The 20058-nt window shown below is 52.7% G+C and carries 17 protein-coding genes; 9 read left to right on the top strand and 8 right to left on the bottom strand.

All coding sequences use genetic code 11. From position 1 onward, the window contains the following. Positions 1-150: 150 nt before the first annotated feature. Positions 151-1692 (top strand): methyl-accepting chemotaxis protein, encoded by a 1542-nt coding sequence (locus LA337_11085; GenBank protein ID UBI18188.1) that lies wholly within the window; start codon positions 151-153, stop codon positions 1690-1692. Between the two features lie 279 nt (positions 1693-1971). Then, positions 1972-3414, top strand: a complete 1443-nt coding sequence (ansP, locus tag LA337_11080) for an L-asparagine permease (GenBank protein UBI18187.1) — start codon at positions 1972-1974, stop codon at positions 3412-3414. 41 nt (positions 3415-3455) lie between these two features. On the opposite strand, the gene LA337_11075 is transcribed toward ansP, so the two are convergent. Next, positions 3456-3677, bottom strand: a complete 222-nt coding sequence (locus LA337_11075; protein UBI18186.1) for a YgdI/YgdR family lipoprotein — start codon at positions 3675-3677, stop codon at positions 3456-3458. A 137-nt stretch (positions 3678-3814) separates the two neighbouring features. Then, on the bottom strand, positions 3815-4876 hold the full coding sequence (locus LA337_11070; protein ID UBI18185.1) for a YncE family protein: 1062 nt from the start codon (positions 4874-4876) through the stop codon (positions 3815-3817). Between the two features lie 258 nt (positions 4877-5134). Here LA337_11070 and LA337_11065 point away from each other — a divergent pair, with 258 nt between their 5' ends. After that, positions 5135-7255, top strand: a complete 2121-nt coding sequence (locus LA337_11065; protein ID UBI18184.1) for a TonB-dependent receptor — start codon at positions 5135-5137, stop codon at positions 7253-7255. A gap of 31 nt (positions 7256-7286) precedes the next feature. Here the strand turns inward: LA337_11065 and LA337_11060 are convergent, their stop codons facing one another. Both LA337_11060 and LA337_11055 read right to left on the bottom strand, forming a co-directional pair. Then, complete coding sequence (locus LA337_11060; protein UBI18183.1) at positions 7287-8324, bottom strand: NADP-dependent oxidoreductase; 1038 nt, start codon at positions 8322-8324, stop codon at positions 7287-7289. A gap of 58 nt (positions 8325-8382) precedes the next feature. Then, a complete protein-coding gene (locus tag LA337_11055; protein ID UBI18182.1) occupies positions 8383-8958 on the bottom strand; it encodes an XRE family transcriptional regulator in 576 nt (191 codons plus the stop codon). Between the two features lie 37 nt (positions 8959-8995). Between LA337_11055 and mddA the strand changes: the two genes are divergently transcribed. Both mddA and LA337_11045 read left to right on the top strand, forming a co-directional pair. Beyond that, positions 8996-9514: an L-methionine sulfoximine/L-methionine sulfone acetyltransferase gene (gene mddA, locus LA337_11050; protein UBI18181.1), complete on the top strand. Its 519-nt coding sequence runs from the start codon at positions 8996-8998 to the stop codon at positions 9512-9514. Next, entirely contained in the window at positions 9511-9960 is a 450-nt protein-coding gene (locus LA337_11045) for a DMT family transporter (protein ID UBI18180.1), read from the top strand. Before mddA ends, LA337_11045 begins: the two co-directional genes overlap by 4 nt. 57 nt (positions 9961-10017) lie before the next feature. Here LA337_11045 and LA337_11040 read toward each other — a convergent pair whose 3' ends face one another. Further along, a complete protein-coding gene (locus LA337_11040) occupies positions 10018-10251 on the bottom strand; it encodes a YdcY family protein (GenBank protein UBI18179.1) in 234 nt (77 codons plus the stop codon). A 17-nt stretch (positions 10252-10268) separates the two neighbouring features. After that, entirely contained in the window at positions 10269-11867 is a 1599-nt protein-coding gene (locus LA337_11035) for an ABC transporter substrate-binding protein (protein ID UBI18178.1), read from the bottom strand. A gap of 282 nt (positions 11868-12149) precedes the next feature. Here LA337_11035 and LA337_11030 point away from each other — a divergent pair, with 282 nt between their 5' ends. The 3 genes from LA337_11030 to LA337_11020 are packed head-to-tail and all read left to right on the top strand — an operon-like array spanning position 12150 to position 18599. Next, entirely contained in the window at positions 12150-13457 is a 1308-nt protein-coding gene (locus tag LA337_11030) for an SrfA family protein (protein ID UBI18177.1), read from the top strand. A 4-nt stretch (positions 13458-13461) separates the two neighbouring features. Continuing rightward, positions 13462-16443, top strand: coding sequence for a virulence factor SrfB (locus tag LA337_11025; protein UBI18176.1), 2982 nt, complete (start codon positions 13462-13464; stop codon positions 16441-16443). Further along, positions 16440-18599 carry a virulence factor SrfC family protein gene (locus LA337_11020; protein ID UBI18175.1) on the top strand — a complete coding sequence of 720 codons (2160 nt, stop codon included), beginning with the start codon at positions 16440-16442 and terminating at the stop codon, positions 18597-18599. The genes LA337_11025 and LA337_11020 overlap by 4 nt, the downstream gene beginning before the upstream one ends. Positions 18600-18618: 19 nt before the next feature. On the opposite strand, the gene LA337_11015 is transcribed toward LA337_11020, so the two are convergent. After that, the gene (locus LA337_11015) at positions 18619-18792 is read right to left on the bottom strand and encodes a GhoT/OrtT family toxin (protein UBI18174.1); all 174 of its coding nucleotides are present in this window, start codon (positions 18790-18792) and stop codon (positions 18619-18621) included. Between the two features lie 192 nt (positions 18793-18984). Between LA337_11015 and yncL the strand changes: the two genes are divergently transcribed. Then, the gene (gene yncL, locus LA337_11010) at positions 18985-19080 is read left to right on the top strand and encodes a stress response membrane protein YncL (protein ID UBI18173.1); all 96 of its coding nucleotides are present in this window, start codon (positions 18985-18987) and stop codon (positions 19078-19080) included. 119 nt (positions 19081-19199) lie between these two features. On the opposite strand, the gene LA337_11005 is transcribed toward yncL, so the two are convergent. Continuing rightward, entirely contained in the window at positions 19200-19979 is a 780-nt protein-coding gene (locus LA337_11005) for a helix-turn-helix transcriptional regulator (protein UBI18172.1), read from the bottom strand. Positions 19980-20058: the final 79 nt, after the last annotated feature.

Here is a 20058-nt window from a genome sequence, read left to right as displayed (position 1 = left end):
GTTTTTTTAAATTTAAATACTTCCACAGCAATGATGATTAGTAGAGAATGCAGCGTTTCTTATTAAAACGGTTTAAAACAGCTTTTTAATATCCCCCGATTTTATTGCGGGGATTTTTGTATGGATTATACATACCATCATGGGGCCTCTATGAAAAGTAACATGCCCGTTACACAAATTGAGCACACACTTAACGGCAAAGCGACGCTGCTTTCAACGACGGATAAAGAAAGTCATATTACCTACGCCAACTCTGCTTTTATTGATGCCAGTGGATTTGACGAACATCAGTTAATGGGCGAACCGCATAATATTATTCGCCATCCCGACATGCCTCCGGCTGCTTTCGCCGATATGTGGTACACGCTACAGCAGGGAGACAGCTGGACAGGGATGGTGAAAAATCGCCGGCAGAATGGCGACCATTACTGGGTTCGCGCCAACGTTACGCCGGTCTGGCACAATGAAAAGCTCACTGGCTACATCTCGGTGCGTACCGTTCCTTCGCGCGATGAAATAACTCAAAGCGAAAGCTTATATCAAAAAATTAATAATCAGCAGCTTAAAGGATTTCAACTTTTTAAGGGCATTATGATTCGTCGCGGCATATTGTCATGGGCATCAATGTTTAAATGGTTGAGTATTAGTCAGCGCGTCAATTATTCTTTAGGGGTAATCTCCCTGTTCTCTTTGTTATTTATCTTCGCCCCTGTCAATCCATTTATTCAGGCGGGTGGATTGTTGTTCTTATTTCTAATGCTTGCTATTTACCTTAAGTATCAAATTTGTCAGCCAGTTAATACGCTACTGACGCAAATGAAGAAAGTGGTATCGGGGCGAAAACCTGATAACTGTCATTTAAATCGGGTGGATGAGATCGGAATGCTGATGCGTCTGGTTAATCAATCCGGGCTTAATCTGAATTCTCTGGTCGATGACGTCAGTAAGCAAATAACCGGTATTCGCGCTATCAGTCAGCGGGTATCAAAAGAAGGTACAGCGCTGCATAAGCGTTCAGAAGAAACCTCTGCCGACCTGCAACAAACGGCTGCAGCCATCGAAGAAATTGGCAGTGCGGTACAGCAAACCGCTGAAACCGCGGCACATACTATGACTATGGCCGATAAAACCAGCGCCAACGCAGCAGAAGGTGGCGATATCATGAAACAAACTATCGCCATGATGCAGGCGATATCGCGTGACAATGGACAGATCGTCGACATCATTGGCGTTATCGACAGCATCGCCTTTCAGACCAATATTCTGGCGCTCAATGCCGCGGTTGAGGCCGCACGAGCCGGGGAATCAGGGCGCGGCTTCGCCGTTGTCGCGGCAGAAGTTCGCAATCTGGCGCAGCACTCGGCGTCGGCGGCAAAAGAGATTAAACAGCTTATTGAGAAGAATGTCGCTAACGTTAACAGCGGCGTCAAAATGGTGGAGCAAACGGAAACGCATCTCACCGGGATGATTGGCGATGTAATGCAGATGTCGATGATGATCAAAGACATTAGTCTGGCCACGCGCGAGCAAACCCAGGCGCTGGATCTGATTAACGATTCGATTTCACGCGTTGGCGCCATGACACACAATAATGCCGAGATGGTGGAGCGCGTCACCGACGCTACCGCCGATCTGACCCAGCGTTCATCGCGCTTACAGCAGGCCGTTCAGGTCTTTGGCGTATCAGCATAACGTTGCAGCGCTTATCGGGTAAATGTCTCGATAAGCGCACGCCTCTCCATGTATTAACACCCTTCTCTTTTATTGGCTGAATCGAGGCCACACCGCACCAGCTGTGGCTGCATAAAAATGCTGAATTCTTGTTATCGGGGCTTTGCGGAACCGATCAATTGAATGTAGGATGCTCGGCCGGCCGTTTTACTCCGTAACACCATGAAGGGTAAGGCTGTTTTCGCCGCAACTGGTGCGGCAAAAAGGATTTTGTATTTTGTCAGGTCAACAGGAATCGTAATGAACACAAACAACACGCAAGCCGCGGAGCAACATGCGGCGAAACGACGCTGGTTGAATGCCCACGAAGAGGGGTATCACAAAGCGATGGGCAATCGACAGGTACAAATGATCGCCATTGGTGGCGCAATTGGTACCGGGCTGTTTTTAGGCGCTGGCGCACGCTTGCAGATGGCCGGCCCCGCTCTGGCGCTGGTCTATCTGGTGTGTGGTATTTTTTCGTTCTTTATACTGCGCGCGCTCGGCGAGCTGGTTTTACATCGCCCTTCCAGCGGCAGTTTTGTCTCCTACGCCCGCGAGTTTCTCGGCGAAAAGGCCGCCTACGTGGCGGGCTGGATGTACTTCATCAACTGGGCAATGACCGGTATTGTCGATATCACCGCGGTGGCGTTGTATATGCACTACTGGGGCGCCTTTGGTGATGTACCGCAATGGGTGTTCGCTCTCGGCGCGCTGGCCATTGTCGGCACCATGAACATGATCGGCGTGAAATGGTTCGCAGAGATGGAGTTTTGGTTTGCGTTGGTGAAAGTGCTGGCAATTGTCATTTTCCTTGTAGTGGGTACCGTCTTTTTAGGCACCGGAAAACCGCTGGACGGTAACGCCACGGGTTTTCATTTGATTACCGACAACGGCGGATTCTTCCCGCATGGCCTGCTGCCTGCGTTAGTTCTGGTACAGGGTGTGGTTTTCGCATTCGCCTCTATTGAACTGGTGGGTACAGCCGCCGGTGAGTGCAAAGATCCGCAAACGATGGTGCCGAAAGCGATCAATAGCGTCATCTGGCGTATTGGTCTGTTCTATGTGGGTTCTGTCGTACTGCTGGTTCTGTTATTGCCATGGAACGCCTATCAGGCGGGGCAAAGTCCGTTTGTTACTTTCTTTTCCAAACTGGGCGTGCCGTACATTGGCAGTATCATGAATATTGTGGTGCTCACCGCGGCGCTTTCCAGCCTTAATTCAGGGTTGTACTGCACCGGACGTATTTTACGTTCCATGTCGATGGGCGGATCGGCGCCGAAATTTATGGCTAAAATGAGTCGTCAACAGGTGCCCTGGGCTGGGATCCTCGCCACGCTGGTCGTGTATGTCGTCGGTGTTTTCCTGAACTATCTGGTGCCGTCGCAGGTATTTGAGATCGTGTTGAACTTCGCGTCATTAGGCATTATTGCGTCATGGGGATTTATCATGGTCTGTCAGATGCGTCTGCGCCGGGCCATAAAAGAAGGCAAAACGGCAGACGTCAGCTTTAAACTGCCGGGCGCGCCATTTACCTCCTGGTTAACGCTGCTGTTCCTGCTGAGCGTTCTGGTGCTGATGGCGTTTGATTATCCGAACGGCACCTATACCATCGCCTCATTACCGCTGATTGCTATCCTGCTGGTTGCGGGCTGGTTCGGCGTTCGTAAACGCGTTGCAGAAATCCACCGCACCGCGCCATAACGGCAGAAGGCCTGACAGGTTACCCCTTCAGGCCTTCTTTTTTAGTTCGCTTCAATCAACTGCGCAACGTCGTTGCTGTTAATTTCCCGCGCATTCCCATCCTGATCGGTATAGCTGGTCATTCCCGTGTCTTTATCCAGTTTTGGCTTACCCTGGGTGGTGATGGTTTGTCCGCTTTTCGTCGTCATGACGTAATCGGTGGTGCATCCTGCCAGGGTAAACAGCATCACGCCTGCACACAGACAGATAAGTGGCTTTTTCATGGTATTCCTGCGTTATTCAGTTAGCCGTTGAGGGCGTAGTGTAAGTCCCTGAAGTGGGTGAGGCTACTGGCGGGGTGTAACGAGGCGTATCGTGGGGTTTAGAGAAATGACAGGAGGGGTTTCCCCCTCCATTTATATTACAGCGCAATACGAATAACATCGTCCGGCTGAGTGGCTTCCTGCTCGCGAGTGGATTTTTGTTTCACGCTGACGTACAGGGTTTTACCATCGGCGGAGAGCGCCAGGCTGTTCGGGAATGTTGGGGTCTCGAACGTTTTAACGACTTTATAGCTTTTCGCGTCGATCACGCTCACTTTGCCGGCCTGACGATGGGTCACGTAGGCTTCATTACGTGCCGGGTTAAACAGTACGGCCAGGGATTCTGGCGCAGCGACTTTTGCCAGAACGTTGCCATTACGGGTGTCGATGACCAGCACTTCCGCCCCTTTAGAGTCGGTGACAAAGGCGCGGTTGCCCGCGGTGTCCAGGCTCAGGTTGATGAAGAAATGCTCTTTTCCATCATCCAGCAGCTTTTTACGGCTGAGAATTTTGTTGGTGGTAGTATCGACGGTGATGAATTCACCGTCCGCATTGGCGGTGTACAGGCGCTTAGCTTTACTGTCGACAGCCAGAGCGGTGCTCATTTTGCCGGTATTTTGAATGGTGTCCTTCAGTTTAATAGCATCACCGTCCACAACCCAAATCACGCTCTCTTTACCAATACCGCTAATGTATACGGTGTTGGTAGCATCATCGGCGACCAGTTCACGCGGCTGCAGCGGGCGAACATCTTCAGAACGCTTACGCGCATCAAGTACCAGGCGTCCTTTCACCGCGCCGGTTTTGGCATCCATCGCCGTTACCGCGCTGTTTACCGTGTTGCCGAACCACAGCGTTTGCGTGGCGTTGTTGATGGTGGCGCCGAACGGTTTGAGATCGTTATGAATAACCTGAGTCACTTCGAGGGTGACCGGGTCAAGACGATAAACCACCCCGCCGGTATCCAGTTTGCGGCTCTGTGAGGTCGCCAGCCACAGTGCGTTCTCTTGCTGGCTGTATGCCATTTCATAGGCACCTTTGCCCACGGCTTTGCGCAGCAGTTCTTCTGCAGCCTGCGTAGTAAAAGATGATGCAACGAGCAGTGAACCTAACAGTAAAGAACCACGCAGACGCGGTGAAAACAGATGACGTAAAGACATGACGACTCCCTTTGATAAATTCGTTTGTTACTGCTTCACATAGCTTCAATGAGCAAAATCATGGTTTTGCTTTTTTTGGAATGAGAATAGTAATCATTATTCATCGCAAAGTGGAGCACTTCTTCACATATTGACTACAATCGTTTTCATTGCCCGAAAAATTACCGCAATTACGCAGCGCTAAAATTCATCTTTTATAAAAAAATTCACATGCTTACCGTTCGTTTTTCAACGTAAGCATCATAACTGGCCTTATTCATGACGATTTTTTCAGCCCGCTATACTGTTGTTCCTGTTTCTTTATTGCCTGCCTTCTTCTCGCCTTTTGCCTTGGCAGAAAGTGAGATAAACGATCAAACGCTGATCGTGAGTGCGACGCCACAGTCCTTTTCTGAGCTGGATACTCCTGCTGCCGTCAGCGTTGTTGACGGGGAGGATATGCGTCTGGCAACGCCGCGCATTAACTTGTCTGAATCCCTGACCAGCGTCCCGGGGCTACAGGTACAAAACCGACAGAATTACGCCCAGGACCTCCAGCTATCGATTCGTGGATTTGGTTCGCGAACCACTTATGGTATCCGCGGTATTCGTTTGTACGTCGATGGTATTCCAGCAACCATGCCGGATGGACAGGGTCAAACATCCAATATCGACATTAGCAGCGTACAAAATATTGAGGTTTTACGCGGCCCCTTCTCTGCTCTGTATGGCAATGCGTCCGGCGGAGTGATGAATGTCAGTACTGAAACGGGACATGAGCCGCCAACCATTGAAGCCAGTAGTTATTACGGCAGTTTTGGCACCTGGCGCTACGGGTTAAAAGCAACGGGAGCTCTGGGCGATGGTACTCAGCAAGGCGATGTGGATTACACCGTTTCAACAACCCGGTTTACCACCCACGGTTATCGCGATCACAGTAGCGCGCAAAAAAATCTGGCCAATGCCAAACTTGGCGTGCGCATAGACGATGCGAGCAAACTGACTCTGATTTTCAATAGTGTAGACAGTAAAGCCGACGATCCCGGCGGTCTTACCGAGTCGGAATGGCAGGTCGATCCGCAGCAATCGCCCCGCGCTGAGCAATTCGATACGCGAAAAACCATCAAGCAGACCCAGGCGGGATTGCGCTATGAACGCCAGCTTAGCGCGCAGGATGATATCAGCATCATGACCTATGCGGGGGAACGTGAAACCACTCAGTATCAGTCAATCCCGATGGCTCCACAGTTAAAACCGTCTCATGCGGGAGGCGTCATTACCCTGCAACGTCATTATCAGGGGATAGACAACCGCTGGACTCATCGGGGTGAGCTGGGCATACCCGTGACTTTCACCACCGGTCTGAATTATGAAAACATGAGCGAAAACCGTAAAGGCTACAATAACTTCCGTCTTGATGATGGCGTGCCGGAGTATGGGCAAAAAGGCGACTTACGCCGTAACGAACGCAACCTGATGTGGAATGTCGACCCCTATCTGCAAACCCAGTGGCAATTAACGCAGAAACTCTCACTGGATGCCGGCGTTCGTTACAGTTCAGTGTGGTTTGATTCTAACGATCGCTATATTACGCCCGGTAACGGAGATGACAGCGGTGACGCCAGCTATCACCAATGGTTGCCTGCCGGATCGTTAAAATATGCCATCACCGATGCCTGGAACGTCTATTTGGCCGCGGGTCGCGGGTTCGAAACACCCACCATCAACGAACTGTCCTACCGTTCCGACGGCCAAAGCGGCATGAATTTTGGTTTACAGCCGTCCACAAGTGACACCGTTGAAATCGGTAGCAAAACACGTGTTGGCGATGGATTGTTTACCGCGGCCTTGTTCCAGACTAACACGGACGACGAAATCGTCGTTGACAGCAGCAACGGCGGACGGACAACGTATAAAAACGCCGGAAAAACTCGCCGTCAGGGAGGCGAGTTATCCTGGGACCAACGCTTTGCCGCAAACTGGCGCGCAAAAGCGTCATGGACCTGGCTGGATGCCACCTACCGCAGCAACGTTTGTGGGGATCAAAACTGCAATGGCAACCGACTGCCCGGCATAGCGCAAAACATGGGATTTGCGTCACTGGGCTACGTTCCTGATGAAGGTTGGTATGCGGGAGCAGATGTTCGTTATATGGGCGACATTATGGCCAATGATGAAAATACGGCGAAAGCCCCGTCATATACCGTTGTTGGCTTGAATATCGGTTATAAATTTTATTACAGCAGTCTCATGGTAGACCTGTTCGGTCGGGTAGATAATCTGTTCGATAAAACTTATGTCGGCTCGGTGATTGTGAATGAGTCAAATGGCAGATACTACGAACCGGCGCCAGGACGAAACTATGGCGTAGGTATTAATCTGGCCTGGCATTTTGAGTAAAACTGGCGGGAATGACTCCCGCCATCAGTTTTTACGCATCATCGGCAAGACGAATAACCACCTTGCCGAAGTTTTTACCGGTCAGCAAACCGATAAAAGTCTGCGGTGCATTTTCCAGACCGTCGGTGATTTGCTCGCGGTAATGGATTTTGCCCTCTTTAACCCAGCGCCCCATCTCCCGCTGAAACTCATGAATGCGGTGACCGTAATCCTGACCAATAATAAAGCCCTGCATGCGGATACGCTTTTTCAGTAGCGTTGCCATCAGCAAAGGTAATCTGTCAGGTCCTGCCGGAAGCGATGTGGCGTTATAACCGCTGACCAGTCCGCAAAGCGGAATGCGCGCAGAGGTGTTGAGTAACGGCAGGACTGCGTCAAATACCTTACCGCCAACGTTTTCGTAATAAATATCAATCCCCTGCGGGCAGGCTTTTGCCAGCTGTTGCGCAAAATCTTGCGCGTGGTGATCGAGACAGATATCAAAACCCAGTACTTCGGTGGCATGTCGACATTTCTCTGCCCCGCCAGCAACGCCGATCACCCGGCAGCCTTTGAGCTTACCAATCTGCCCTACCGTTGCGCCAACCGGGCCGGTCGCGGCGGCTACCACCAGCGTTTCTCCCGCTTTCGGCTGACCGATATCCAGCAGCCCCATATAAGCGGTAAAACCGGGCATCCCCATAACACCCAGCGCCCAGGAAGGATGCTCGGGATTATCGCCAAGCTTCACCAGGCCACTACCGTCGGAGATGTCATAATCCTGCCAGCCGCTGTAGCTCAGCACCCACTCGCCAGGCTGGTAGTCAGGATGGTTGGATGACTCCACTCGACTTACGGTGCCGCCCACCATAACGCCGCCAATCTCTACCGGTGGGGAGTAAGATGGCTCATCGCTCATACGGCCACGCATGTACGGATCGAGGGAAAGAAAAACGGTACGCAGTAAAACCTGGCCTTCACCCGGCGTTGCCACCTCATCTTCTTCAAGACGGAAGTTTTCCGCAACCGGCGCGCCATGCGGGCGGGAAGCCAGTACCCAGCGACGATTACGATTAGTCTGTTGACCCATGATGTGCTCCTCTGCTTTTGGCATGAATCCATCAATAGTAGCAGCCTGTGCCTGCCATTTAGCTGACGGCATGATTTAACCGCACAACCAGGTAAACGCAGGGTTGCGCGGTTTCATTGATAAATCGACAGTCATTCGGCGGGCCAAGTTCCAGACAATCGCCCGCCTGCATTTCATGACGTACGTCTCCTTCTACAAAGACGAGTTCTCCCTGTTGTAGCCAGATAAGCTGTCTGGCCTGCACGTAGGAAGAGGCTGGCATTGGGATATCGCTACCGGCAGGCAATTCTATCTGCACCAGATCGATAGGCAGATCGCTGCGCGGTGAAACATGGCGGCGCAGATAGTGGCTTTGCGGGTCGTGCCAGACGGGCTGGTCAGCGAAGCGCAGCAGCTTGCCCTCCTGCATTTCGGCCCGCGCAATCAGCATAGACATGCTGATACCAAAGGCTCCGGAGAGCCTGCCCAGCAGCGTGGCCGTTGGGCTGCTCTCACCGCGCTCTATTTTGTGGATCATCGCCCGCGACACCCCTGCTCGCTCGGCAAGTTCCGTCAGTGACCAGCCGCGAGATTCCCGCTCAATGCGAATTCTTGCTCCGATCCGTTGATTTATGCTGTCTTCAATAGTATTCATATTGTAATACTATAGTGAACAATCCCTGAGGTTCAACATGTCAATTCGATTTGCCAGCAAAGAAGACTGTGCCGCCATTGCAGAAATCTACAACCACGCGGTACTGCATACGGCGGCTATCTGGAACGATCAAACCGTCGATGCCGAAAACCGTATCTCCTGGTATGAAGCCCGCCAGTTGATGGGCTATCCGGTGCTGGTGAGTGAAGACCGTGGCGTGGTCACGGGGTACGCCTCCTTTGGCGACTGGAGAAACTTTGATGGATTCCGTCATACTGTTGAACATTCGGTATACGTACATCCGGATCATCAGGGAAAGGGCCTGGGACAAGCGCTGCTCAGCAGACTGATAGCAGAAGCGCGCGAGTGCGGCAAGCACGTGATGGTGGCGGGCATTGAGTCTCAGAATCAGGCGTCGCTACATCTGCACAGCACGCTGGGTTTTAAAATTACCGCGCAAATGCCGCAGGTTGGCACCAAATTTGGTCGCTGGCTGGATCTGACCTTCATGCAATTACAATTAGACGATCGCCGCGATCCGGATGCCAGCAGATGAACCAGACGCTGACCCTCTCCTTTCTGATTGCCGCAGGTATTGGTCTGGTGGTGCAAAATACCTTGATGGTACGCATTACGCAGACATCCTCGACGATCCTCATCGCCATGTTGCTTAACTCGCTGGTCGGGATCGTGCTGTTTGTCAGCATACTGTGGTTTAAGCAAGGTGCGGCGGGATTTGGTGAGCTGGCCTCCAGCGTACGCTGGTGGACGCTAATCCCCGGATTACTGGGATCGTTCTTTGTTTTTGCCAGTATCAGTGGGTACCAAAATGTGGGGGCTGCGACCACTATCGCGGTGCTGGTGGCCAGCCAGTTAATCGGCGGACTGGTGCTGGATATTCTGCGCAGCCACGGCGTGCCGCTGCGAGCGCTGGTGGGTCCGGTCTGCGGCGCGGTGCTGCTGGTCGTCGGGGCCTGGCTGGTGGCGAGACGCTCATTTTAATTACGCTTATCCGGCCTACGAAACGTGCATGCAGGCCGGATAAGAGGCAACAAAAAGTCAGAGAATAGAGCCGCCTTTGGTCAACTGTTCGCGACGGGATTCCATATCCTCTTTATGCTGACGGCCATGATGTGCGATCGCCGTACGCAAACGCTGTTGCTGGGTATAGCGTTCTTCCCGGCTCAGCGCGGCATCATCGCTGAGTTCAATCAGCAATTCGTTCATATGCGTAATGACGCTCTCTTCAATGGCGGCATCAACACGTGCGCTAACCTCATCCAGATGCGACATAACCTCTCCTTAACTCATTAATTTAATTTTGCTTTTGAAAAATCACTGCCCATCAGGCTGACGCTGTATCCGCTAACGTTGCTGCGCGTAGCGTAGAACGTTTTGCCGTTTGCCAATGCAATCCACGGAGCCTGCTGGTAAAAAATCTCTTGCGACTGCTGGTAAAGCGCGGCGCGTTCCTCTGGTTTGCTTACCAGTTTCGCCTTTTGCACCAGCGAATTATACTCTTTATCGCACCAGCGCGCGGCGTTAGATCCGGTTTTAATGCTGTCGCAGCCCAGCAGTACATCGGCGAAGTTATCCGGATCGCCGTTGTCTGACATCCAGCCGAACAGCGCGGTGTCATGCTCACCTTTGCGCATTCCGGAGAGATATTCGCCCCACTCGTACGACACAATTTTCGCCTTCACGCCAACCTTTGCCCAGTCGCTCTGGATCATCTCGGCAATTCGTCGGGAGTTCGGGTTATATGGGCGCTGAACCGGCATTGACCACAGCGTCGCTTCAAAGCCATTTTCCAGCCCAGCCTGCTTCAGCAGGTCTTTCGCTTTTTGCGGGTCGTAAGCGTAATCCTGCAGATCTTTATTAAAGCCCATCATATTCGGTGGAATCGGCGATTTTGCCACCGTACCGGAACCTAAAAAGACAGCGTTTATAATGGCCTTTTTATCGGTCGCGTAGTTTAGCGCCTGACGTACCAGCACGTTATCAAACGGTTTTTTCTCGGTATTAAACGCCAGATACCCGACGTTTAGCGCTTCAACTGAATGCAGCGTCAAATCTTTATTCTTTTTAATCTCGTCAAATTGTACGGGGGCTGGCGCCGGGATTATCTGGCATTCATTGGTTTGCAGTTTTGCCAATCTGGTCTGAACGTTTGGCGTGATGGAGAAGATCAGGTGCTTCGTTGGGACAGCGCCATCCCAGTAGTTAGGGTTAGCGAGATAGCGGATTTGCGAATCCTGCTTGTACTGCTGCAACACGTATGGCCCGGTGCCAATCGGCCAGTTATCGACATTTTCCGGGGTACCTTTTTTCAACATCGCGTCGGCATACTCGGCAGAGAGGATGGAGGCAAAATCCATTCCCCAGTCGGCAAGAAATGCGGCGTTAGGTTCATTGAGGACAAACTGAACGTGATAGTCATCGACCCTCTTAACTTCTTTAATCAGTTTATCCAGACCGACATCGTTAAAGTATTCGTAGCTTCCCTGAGAAATCTTATGATACGGATGATCGGCATCTTTCTGCCGTAATACCGAGAAAATCACGTCATCAGCGTTGAAGTCGCGGGTCGGTTTAAAGAATTTATTACTGTTAAATTTTACGCCCTGACGCAGGGTAAAAGTGTAGGTTTTACCGTCCGGGGAAATCGTCCAGTCCGTTGCCAGAGAGGGTACTGGCGTATTTTTTACCGGGTCGAAGTTGATGAGTCGGTTGTAGAGCACTTGTGAACTGGCCACAAACGATGGACCGGAACTGGCAATTTGCGGGTTAAAAGATTCCGGCGATGCTTCTGAGCAGTAGATGATGGTGTCAGTATTGGCCGCGAACGCTGCGCCTGACGGTAAGACGGCGCTGAGAGCCAGCGCGAGTAACGTTTTCCTTGCAATCATGGTTATAAGCCTTCTTATTTTATTATTAACTGGAATATCAGAGCATAGCTGACAAAAACTGACCAATAACAAATCACTATCAGGTTATTCTAATCTGGTGTATTTCGCTGAATAATTCATCAGCCTGAGCGAATTAATTTCCCTTAAGTCTTTTTCAAAACGTCAAGATTTTTCCCGGCACTCTATGCCATGAAAATTCGCCCCTTTTTGCCTCTCTTCCACCGTTTGCTCGTTTTTATAAAACGTAAAGTAGATACGTGAAGAAGTCTAAGGGGTAACAACGTGGCAAAAACTCTCTTGCGCAGCGGCAATTTGGATGACTATCAGGCCGTGGGCGGCGGCGGTCAGGCCGTGTTTGATTCAGCATTGCAAATTCGTGAAACGCTTCGTCTACGCAAACAGCAGGCGATGGTGGATTGTCTGGCGATCCCACAAATTAACGACAGCGGCGATCGGGTGGACTGGTACTCGCGGGTTGAAGGGAAAGCCGTTGCGTGGAAAGCCGCTGATGAAGATGCACGTTTTCGTGCGCTGCGCTATCTGGGGAGCACGCTGGAAAATGCGGCGGCCCTGAGCCGTAAAAGCCTGCAATCGGGTAAAACCTCCCTGCAGCTATTTGGCTCACTGCTCGAAAAAGCCATCCAGTTTCCTGGTGAAAACCACGTGTTTCTGGTTGATGGCAAACCCGTTATTACGTTCTGGGGCTTCGTCAATCTGAATGAAAATCCTCGCGACGATGTGCTTGATTGCCTGCGCCTTATTGACAATCCTCCGGTCATCACCGTAACAGAGCCTGAACCGGAAGAAGAAACCACCGCGGAAATCACCTTCGCCGAGGCCGACGCGCCTTTGCTGACCCCGGTCGTTGAGCTGCCTAAACCGGCAGAGCCTGAACCTCAACCCCCGGTCGTTGTTAACGAACCTGAAGTTACACCGCCCCCGGTACAGAAAAAGCCCGCACGCCGCCTGCCGCTGTGGAGCCTGCCCGTTGCCGCAGTGATCGTTGCCGCCATTGTTGGACCACTGCTGTGGAAGCAACAAACCGCCGAGCCCGTACCCGTAGTGCCTCACGGCGAGGTTGCGAAAGCTGATGTGGCGCCGCTGCCAGAACTGACATCGGCACTGCCGCTGCATCGGGCTGAAGTGATCCCGGCTGCGAAAAAAGAGAAACCCGTCGAAGGGCCGGTTGTGATCGCTGCTATTCCAAAAGATGCGCTGGTGATGGACGCCAACCAGATGAAGGCTGGAACGACGCGTTTTCTTAACGGCAACTGGCGCGTCATAGTCGATGTTAAAGATCCGGTTAGCGGTAAAGCGCCGTCGCTGCGCTATCAGATCCAGACCAATAAAGGCACTGCGCGCGTGGTTCATGGCGACAATATCGTTTGTCGCGCCGAGATTTTCTCCGGTTTGCACCAGTCAGGTGAATTAATGATTAAGAGTCGCGGCAATGCCCGTTGTACGGACGGTTCTCGTTATCCGATGCCTGAAATTACCTGCAAAGCGGGAACCAATGACGTCGCCGCCTGTACCGCACGATATGACGCTCACGCGGAAATCCCTCTGACGATCAAAAAGATAGGTGCCTGATTTTATGTTGGTGAATCTGTGTGACTACAAACAGAGCGTGACGCTCATCGCCAATAGCGGTGTGCAATTTCTGGATTTTGGCCTGACGCCGCAGGAGTCTGCGCATCATGGCCGCTTTGTGCGCAAAACGGCCAACGGCCCCCTGCTACGGCTGGACTTCGATCTGACAACGGGACGCTATACCCTGCCAGGCAGCACCGGCGGTCAGCCCGAAGTCGTAAAGCCGGAAAGCACCCAAATGCTGCATTATTCCCTGGACGTGCTCGACGGCGTCTGGCTGCCGCTGCCGTTCCTGCGCTTTAACCCGCCGCGAACGTTTGTTGAAGGCCCGGATAACTGGGCGCGCGTACAGGTACGAAAACTGGCGCAACCTGACAGCGCGGGCAACACTCACCGCGTTACCGTGGCGCTGGACAGCCAGCTCACTGAAAATGCCCCTGCGGCATTAACCCCCAACGAAAATGACCTGCTAAACGGTACACGGTTTGCGCTAGCCTGGCATGACAACGAAATTGCTGATTTCCTCGACCAGACCTGGATTGACGGCTGGTTGCGCGAATCCTTTATGCATCATGTCACTCAACATGAGAATCGCTCTGAACAAGAGATCCAGCAGGCGCTGCGTAACTTTGAATACCAGGCGCACTGGTTGAATGTTCTGACCCTGTTAGGCGAGCAGCTTTCTGTCCCGGAAGTGAAACTGGTCACCCATACCCTCAGCACGCCCGCCATTCCGGTCGATCTTATCCTGGATATCGGTAATACCCATACCTGTGGCGTCCTGATTGAAGATCACGGCGATGCCAATGACGGACTACGCCAGACCGCTGAATTGCAGGTGCGTTCCTTAAGTGAGCCACAGTTCCTTAACGATCCGCTGTTTACCAGCCGGCTGGAGTTTTCCGAAGCCCGTTTTGGCAAGCAGCACTTTTCCGTTGAGAGCGGTCGCGATGATGCCTTTATCTGGCCGTCGATTGTTCGCGTTGGCGACGAAGCCCGAAAGCTGGCGATGCAGCGCATGGGCACCGAAGGCAGCAGTGGGATCTCCAGCCCGCGCCGTTATCTGTGGGATGAAACGCCGGTACTGCATGACTGGCGCTTTAGCCAGATGAATGGCAAAACCCAGCGCGAACCGCTGGCTACCGCCTTCCCGCTGATGAACCTGATGAACGATGACGGTCAACCGCTGTTCAGTCTGCCGCAGGACGATCGTCTGCCAGTGTTCTCACCGCAATACAGTCGCAGCACGCTGATGACGCATATGCTGTGCGAAATACTGGCCCAGGCGCTGGGGCAAATCAACAGCGTGGCGACGCGTTTGCGCCTCGGATTCCCGGCGTCTCCTCGTCAGTTGCGGACGCTGATCCTGACTCTGCCGTCGGCGATGCCCAAACAGGAGCGCGAGATTTTCCGCCTGCGCATGTTTGAGGCTATTGCGCTGGTCTGGAAAGCGATGGGCTGGCATCCGCAGGATGAAGATTTTACGACCCGTAAGCAGCAGGAAAAGAGCGTGGTTCCCGTACCGGAGATCCAGATGGAATGGGATGAGGCCAGCTGTGGGCAACTGGTGTGGCTGTATAACGAAGCTATCTCTCACTACGATGGTCACACCGAATCATTCTTTAACGCCCTGGCCCGCCCGGACCGTTTGCCGGAGCCTGGTGAGACTAAAGGCCGAGCGTTGCGCGTGGCATCGATCGACATCGGCGGCGGGACAACGGATATGGCCGTCGTCCATTATCAGCTTGATGACGGCGTTGGCGCGAACGTCAAAATTACCCCGCATCTGCTGTTCCGTGAAGGTTTTAAGGTCGCGGGCGACGACATGCTGCTGGACGTGATTCAGCGCTGCGTGTTGCCCGCGCTGCAAACCCGCTTACAACAGGCTGGCGTGACCGATGCCGCCGCATTGCTGGCCACGCTATTTGGCGATTCCGGGCGTATCGACACCCAGGCGATTCTGCGTCAACAAACGGCATTACAGCTCTTTATGCCGCTTGGTCATGCGGTACTCTCAGCCTGGGAACAAAGCGATATTAACGATCCGGTAGCCGGGTTGCATGCCACCTTTGGCGAACTCCTGAGCCAGCAACCCACGCGCAACGTAATGAATTACATTCAGCAAGCTATCGATCATGCGTTACCAGCAGGATCGCCAGCGTTTGATGTCCGGAGTGTACCGCTACAGGTGCAGTTCAGACAGTTACAAGAGGCGTTACTGGCGGGGCAATTTACCCTGACCTCCCCGCTACACGCGGTCTGTGAGGCCATTTCACACTATCGCTGCGATATTTTATTAGTAACAGGCAGGCCCGCCTGTTTACCGGGCGTACAGGCGTTGATCCGCCATCTGCAGCCCGTTCCGGTTAATCGTATGATCTGGATGGATAACTACCGTGTACATGAGTGGTATCCGTTTAGCCAACAGGGGCGGATTGGTAACCCCAAATCCACCGCGGCAGTCGGTGCTATGTTGTGCAGCCTGGCGCTGGATTTGCGCTTGCCGCGCTTTAACTTTAAAGCTGCCGACATCGGCGCTTACTCGACCGTACGTTATCTCGGCGTGCTGGATAATACGGTCAATACCCTGCGCGATGAGAACATCTGGTATCACGATATCGATCTGGATAAACCCGGCGCGAAGTTGGATGCCCGCCTGCACTTCCCATTACGTGGCAACGTGACGTTAGGTTTCCGCCAACTGGCAAACAGCCGCTGGCCTGCCACGCCGCTGTATACGCTCAGCATAAATTCTGCCGAACTGGCAAAAACCATCGCCGGAGATGGCGTGTTGAATGTACGGCTGCAGCTACGCGGCGGTAGCAAAGAAAACGGCCCGGAATTCTTCGTGCTGAGCGATGCCTGGTTACAGGATGGCACCCCCGTTGCCGCCAATGCCTTAACGTTAAAACTGAATACGCTGGCAGACCGTCGCCATAGCGGTAGCCATTACTGGATTGATAGCGGGAGCGTGTACCTGAAATGAGTAAGATGTTAAACACCGCGCAGGCCGCCATCACATGGGTCGCTGATACCCGTCAACGTTCGGCGCGTCTTGATGATGAAGCCGATGCCCTGCTGGCGCAGCTCACCCTCGCCGCCGTGAATGAAGCTGCATTGAAGACGACCTTTTCATCGCAAGGATGCGTTGGGTTATACGGGCATTCGCAATCGGCAAAAGCACACCTGCTCGCGGCGTTGTGCAGCAATGCCAATGGCAAAGTGAATATCGTTACCCCGGATCGCAGTTTTGATTATTTTTCGCATATTAATCCTGGCCATGCGCCAACCAATATGGCGATCCGCTTTACGCGTGATGAAAATCCGCTCGATAGTGAATGGCCGTTGCGTCTGCGATTACTTAGTGAAGCCGAACTGGTACAGCTTTTTATTACCCAGTTTTGCGCCCTCCCGGACAACCGCCAGGTTGAGAAATCGATTATTGAGGCGCGCCTGGAAAAATGGCAGACGCTGCGTCAGCGTCATCCGGTACCGGGAATTACCGCACACGATGTTGCAGCAATTGGCCGTTTCTGGCGCTCCAGCGTGCCAGCCAACCAGCAGCAAATCGACGATGCGCTTTGGCATCAGTTTGCCACACTGCTGCCGGCACTGGATCTGACGACCCGGGCAAACGCCTGGGCGTTACTGTGGGGAGAACAACCAGAGCTCACGCAGCAGTGGCTGGCGCTGGCGCATACGCTGCAACAAACCGGGAACGCGCAGGAACTGGCGGCTCCGTTGAGCCTGCTGGTTGACCATTTTGGTTTACCTGCCGAGAGTTTCCTGACTCAGGTGGCATTGACTGGCAATGAGGCGCAGAGCGATGTGGTGGTTCATCCCATTGAAAACCATCAGTTGCTCAATGCGGTCAGTCTCTCGCAGGCGTCACTGGCGCTGCTGACGCGCGAACTGGTCCTGACGGTTGAAGACGCCGTACTGGAGAATGTCGATCTGCTCGATATCCCCCTCGCCCCGGATGCGCATTCCCATCCGCTGTGGCAGGCCAAATTAGACTGGATGCTGGAATATTATCGCCAGCATCTGCAACCGGATGTGCTCTTAATCTGTAATGCGGTATCGACCCGTTCCCAGACGCCTGCTATCACCCGCAAGCTACTGGGCTGGGTTAACGATACTCAGCCTGTCCATGATGCCGCATTGCCGGGCGTGGTTTGGGCCATTACCCCGCAGGATGCACGCTTTAGCACCCAGCAAAATCTTGATGAGTCCGTGCAGCAATTAATGGGCAAACCCGGACTACATTGGGGCACGCTGCAGGCGCTGGATAAACATAGCTTACAACGCCTTGTCGAATGGCTGACTCAGGCAACTTCGCCACAGCAGCGTCAGGCCAGATTGACCTCCCTGCGTGAGCAGCACCAGCAGCGCGTACGCGAAACCCTGATCGGCTGGATTAATCCCGTTGAGACCGAATCTGGAGGCAATGAGTGGGTGATCCGCCAGCTACAAGCTCAGGCGGCAAAGCATGGTGAACTCCTGGATGGTTTGCTCCCGCCGATGCGTCTCTTTGAGTCGCTGCTGCGGGTTCAGCAGCCACGCGAGGAACAGGTAAGCGGGTTATTTAATGAGGAGATTGACCTGTTTGCCGAGGTGCGTGACACACCGCTCTCACCGGATAGCAAAGAGAGCGGTTATCAGGCGCACAAAATGTGGGTTAATCACGTGCGCCAGTGGTGTCGCGATGAGAATAATGCCCGTCGTTTACGTCTCGAACCGCGTACGCTAAGGCAGGTCGCCGATATCCTCGTCACCGCCAGCTATCGCCTGGAGATGCCGCAACGCTTACAGCGCATTATGCAGCGAGAAAACGTCTGCGCCGCGCAGCTTCACGCCGATATTGGTGATTTTATTACCTGGCTTGGATTTGCCAATGTCGCCGAAGAACAGCGTCCTGCCAGCAGGATCCAAAAAGGATCGGCTATTTTTAGCGCGCCGAAGCAACAGCCGATGTTACGCCTGACGAAGCTGGATGAACAACCTTCGCACGGCGCAAGCCGGTACGTTTACGACTGGCTGGTCGCGTTGTATACCCGCGCCAATGAAAACGTGGGATATCAGCATCCGCAGGATGTCAGCGAAGCCGATAAAAAACGATTAGATGCCCTGTTTTCCTCCTGAAACGGCGTTAACGCCGTCATCAGAAGAGAGAAAACATTAACGCGACGGGAAAACTCATCGGCCAGGTCGCCCCGACTAATACCGCGCTGAGAAAACGAATTCGCTTTTTATCGCGGGAAAGAAACCAGGTGATGATTGCCGTGATAGCGGCCATCACCGCGTAAAAAACCAACATTTTTTGGTACAGAGACATGTAAGGCGTCCGGGCCGAAAGGTAAAATCGCGCGCAATATGCTCTTTTTCATGACCCACATCAAGTTTTATTAATTATTTTAAGGGAAACAGCGGGAAAACAAGCCGTTTTCATTATGTTCAGAATCCGTACTATTGCGGATAGTTATAACCCGTACTATACCCATAGGGGTTATAACGAAAGGTGGCACAAATGAATGTTTCCAGTAAAACTGTGGTGCTGATAAATATATTTGCTGCTGTAGGACTTTTCAGTCTGATTTCCGCAAGGTTCGGCTGGTTTGCTTGATGTGATTCTTGTTGATTAATTGCAGCGTCCGCTGGCAGAGGGGGTCTTCTCTCTGCCATTAGTGCACGATCTTCCCACTCTCCCGCCGCCGGGTAAATTATCCTTAGTATGTAATGTCCCTAATCCTTCTGCGGCATTATATTGCCCGAATAACGGCTCGGCGTTGTGCCGGTATGTTGATGGAAGAACGCGATAAAAGCGCTGTCGCTGACAAACTCCAGATATTGCGCCATCTGGCTAATAGGGCATCCATCCGCCAGCATCTCCATGGCTTTTAGCAACCTGAATTGCTGCCGCCAGTTCTGATAATTCATCCCGGTATCCCGGGTAAATATTCGACCGATTGTTCTCTCACATGCCCCAACCCGTCGGGACAATTGATTCAGTCGCGGTGGGAGTTCGCCCATACGTAATCCCTCTAGCCACACGTTCAACCGCGGATCTGAGGGAAACTGCAACGTCCAGTTTTCACTGCGGGCGGCGCGTATTTCCTCACAAAAAACGGTGATGAGGCTGGCCTGCTGCGCGGCTGGCATATCCCATGGCCAGAAAGCCATACGTTCTATCACTTCAAAAAAGAGAGGGTTAACCTCGACTATCTGCAGCGGTAACTCAGATAATGGCAATGCGGTTGAAAAGTACAAAGAACGATAAGCCATCCCCCCTCGCATTATGGCGCGATGTACCGTCCCGGCCGGGATCCAAACCGCACGCCGTGGCGGTAACAGACACAGAGCCTGCTCCAGCTCGATCGTAATGCTCCCCGCAGCCGAAAAAAGTAGCTGATGACGAAGGTGGCTGTGCCGTCCTGAATCATGTAGCCCCATATCGGCGGCTATACCGATTACCGGTTTGTCAAAGCTATCCGCATCGAAAGCATCATCAGGCGCAATTTTCATTATCTGTCCGATATTTGATATTTAATGTCCTGATAATGGTAATGAGACACACCCCTTTCAGCAATAATGCCCGCCTGTT

It is taken from the genome of Citrobacter europaeus, from assembly GCA_020099315.1.
GTDB classification, from domain to species: domain Bacteria; phylum Pseudomonadota; class Gammaproteobacteria; order Enterobacterales; family Enterobacteriaceae; genus Citrobacter; species Citrobacter europaeus.
The sequence above is the reverse complement of the archived record's forward strand: the minus strand, read 5'-3'. Positions and strand labels throughout refer to the sequence as shown.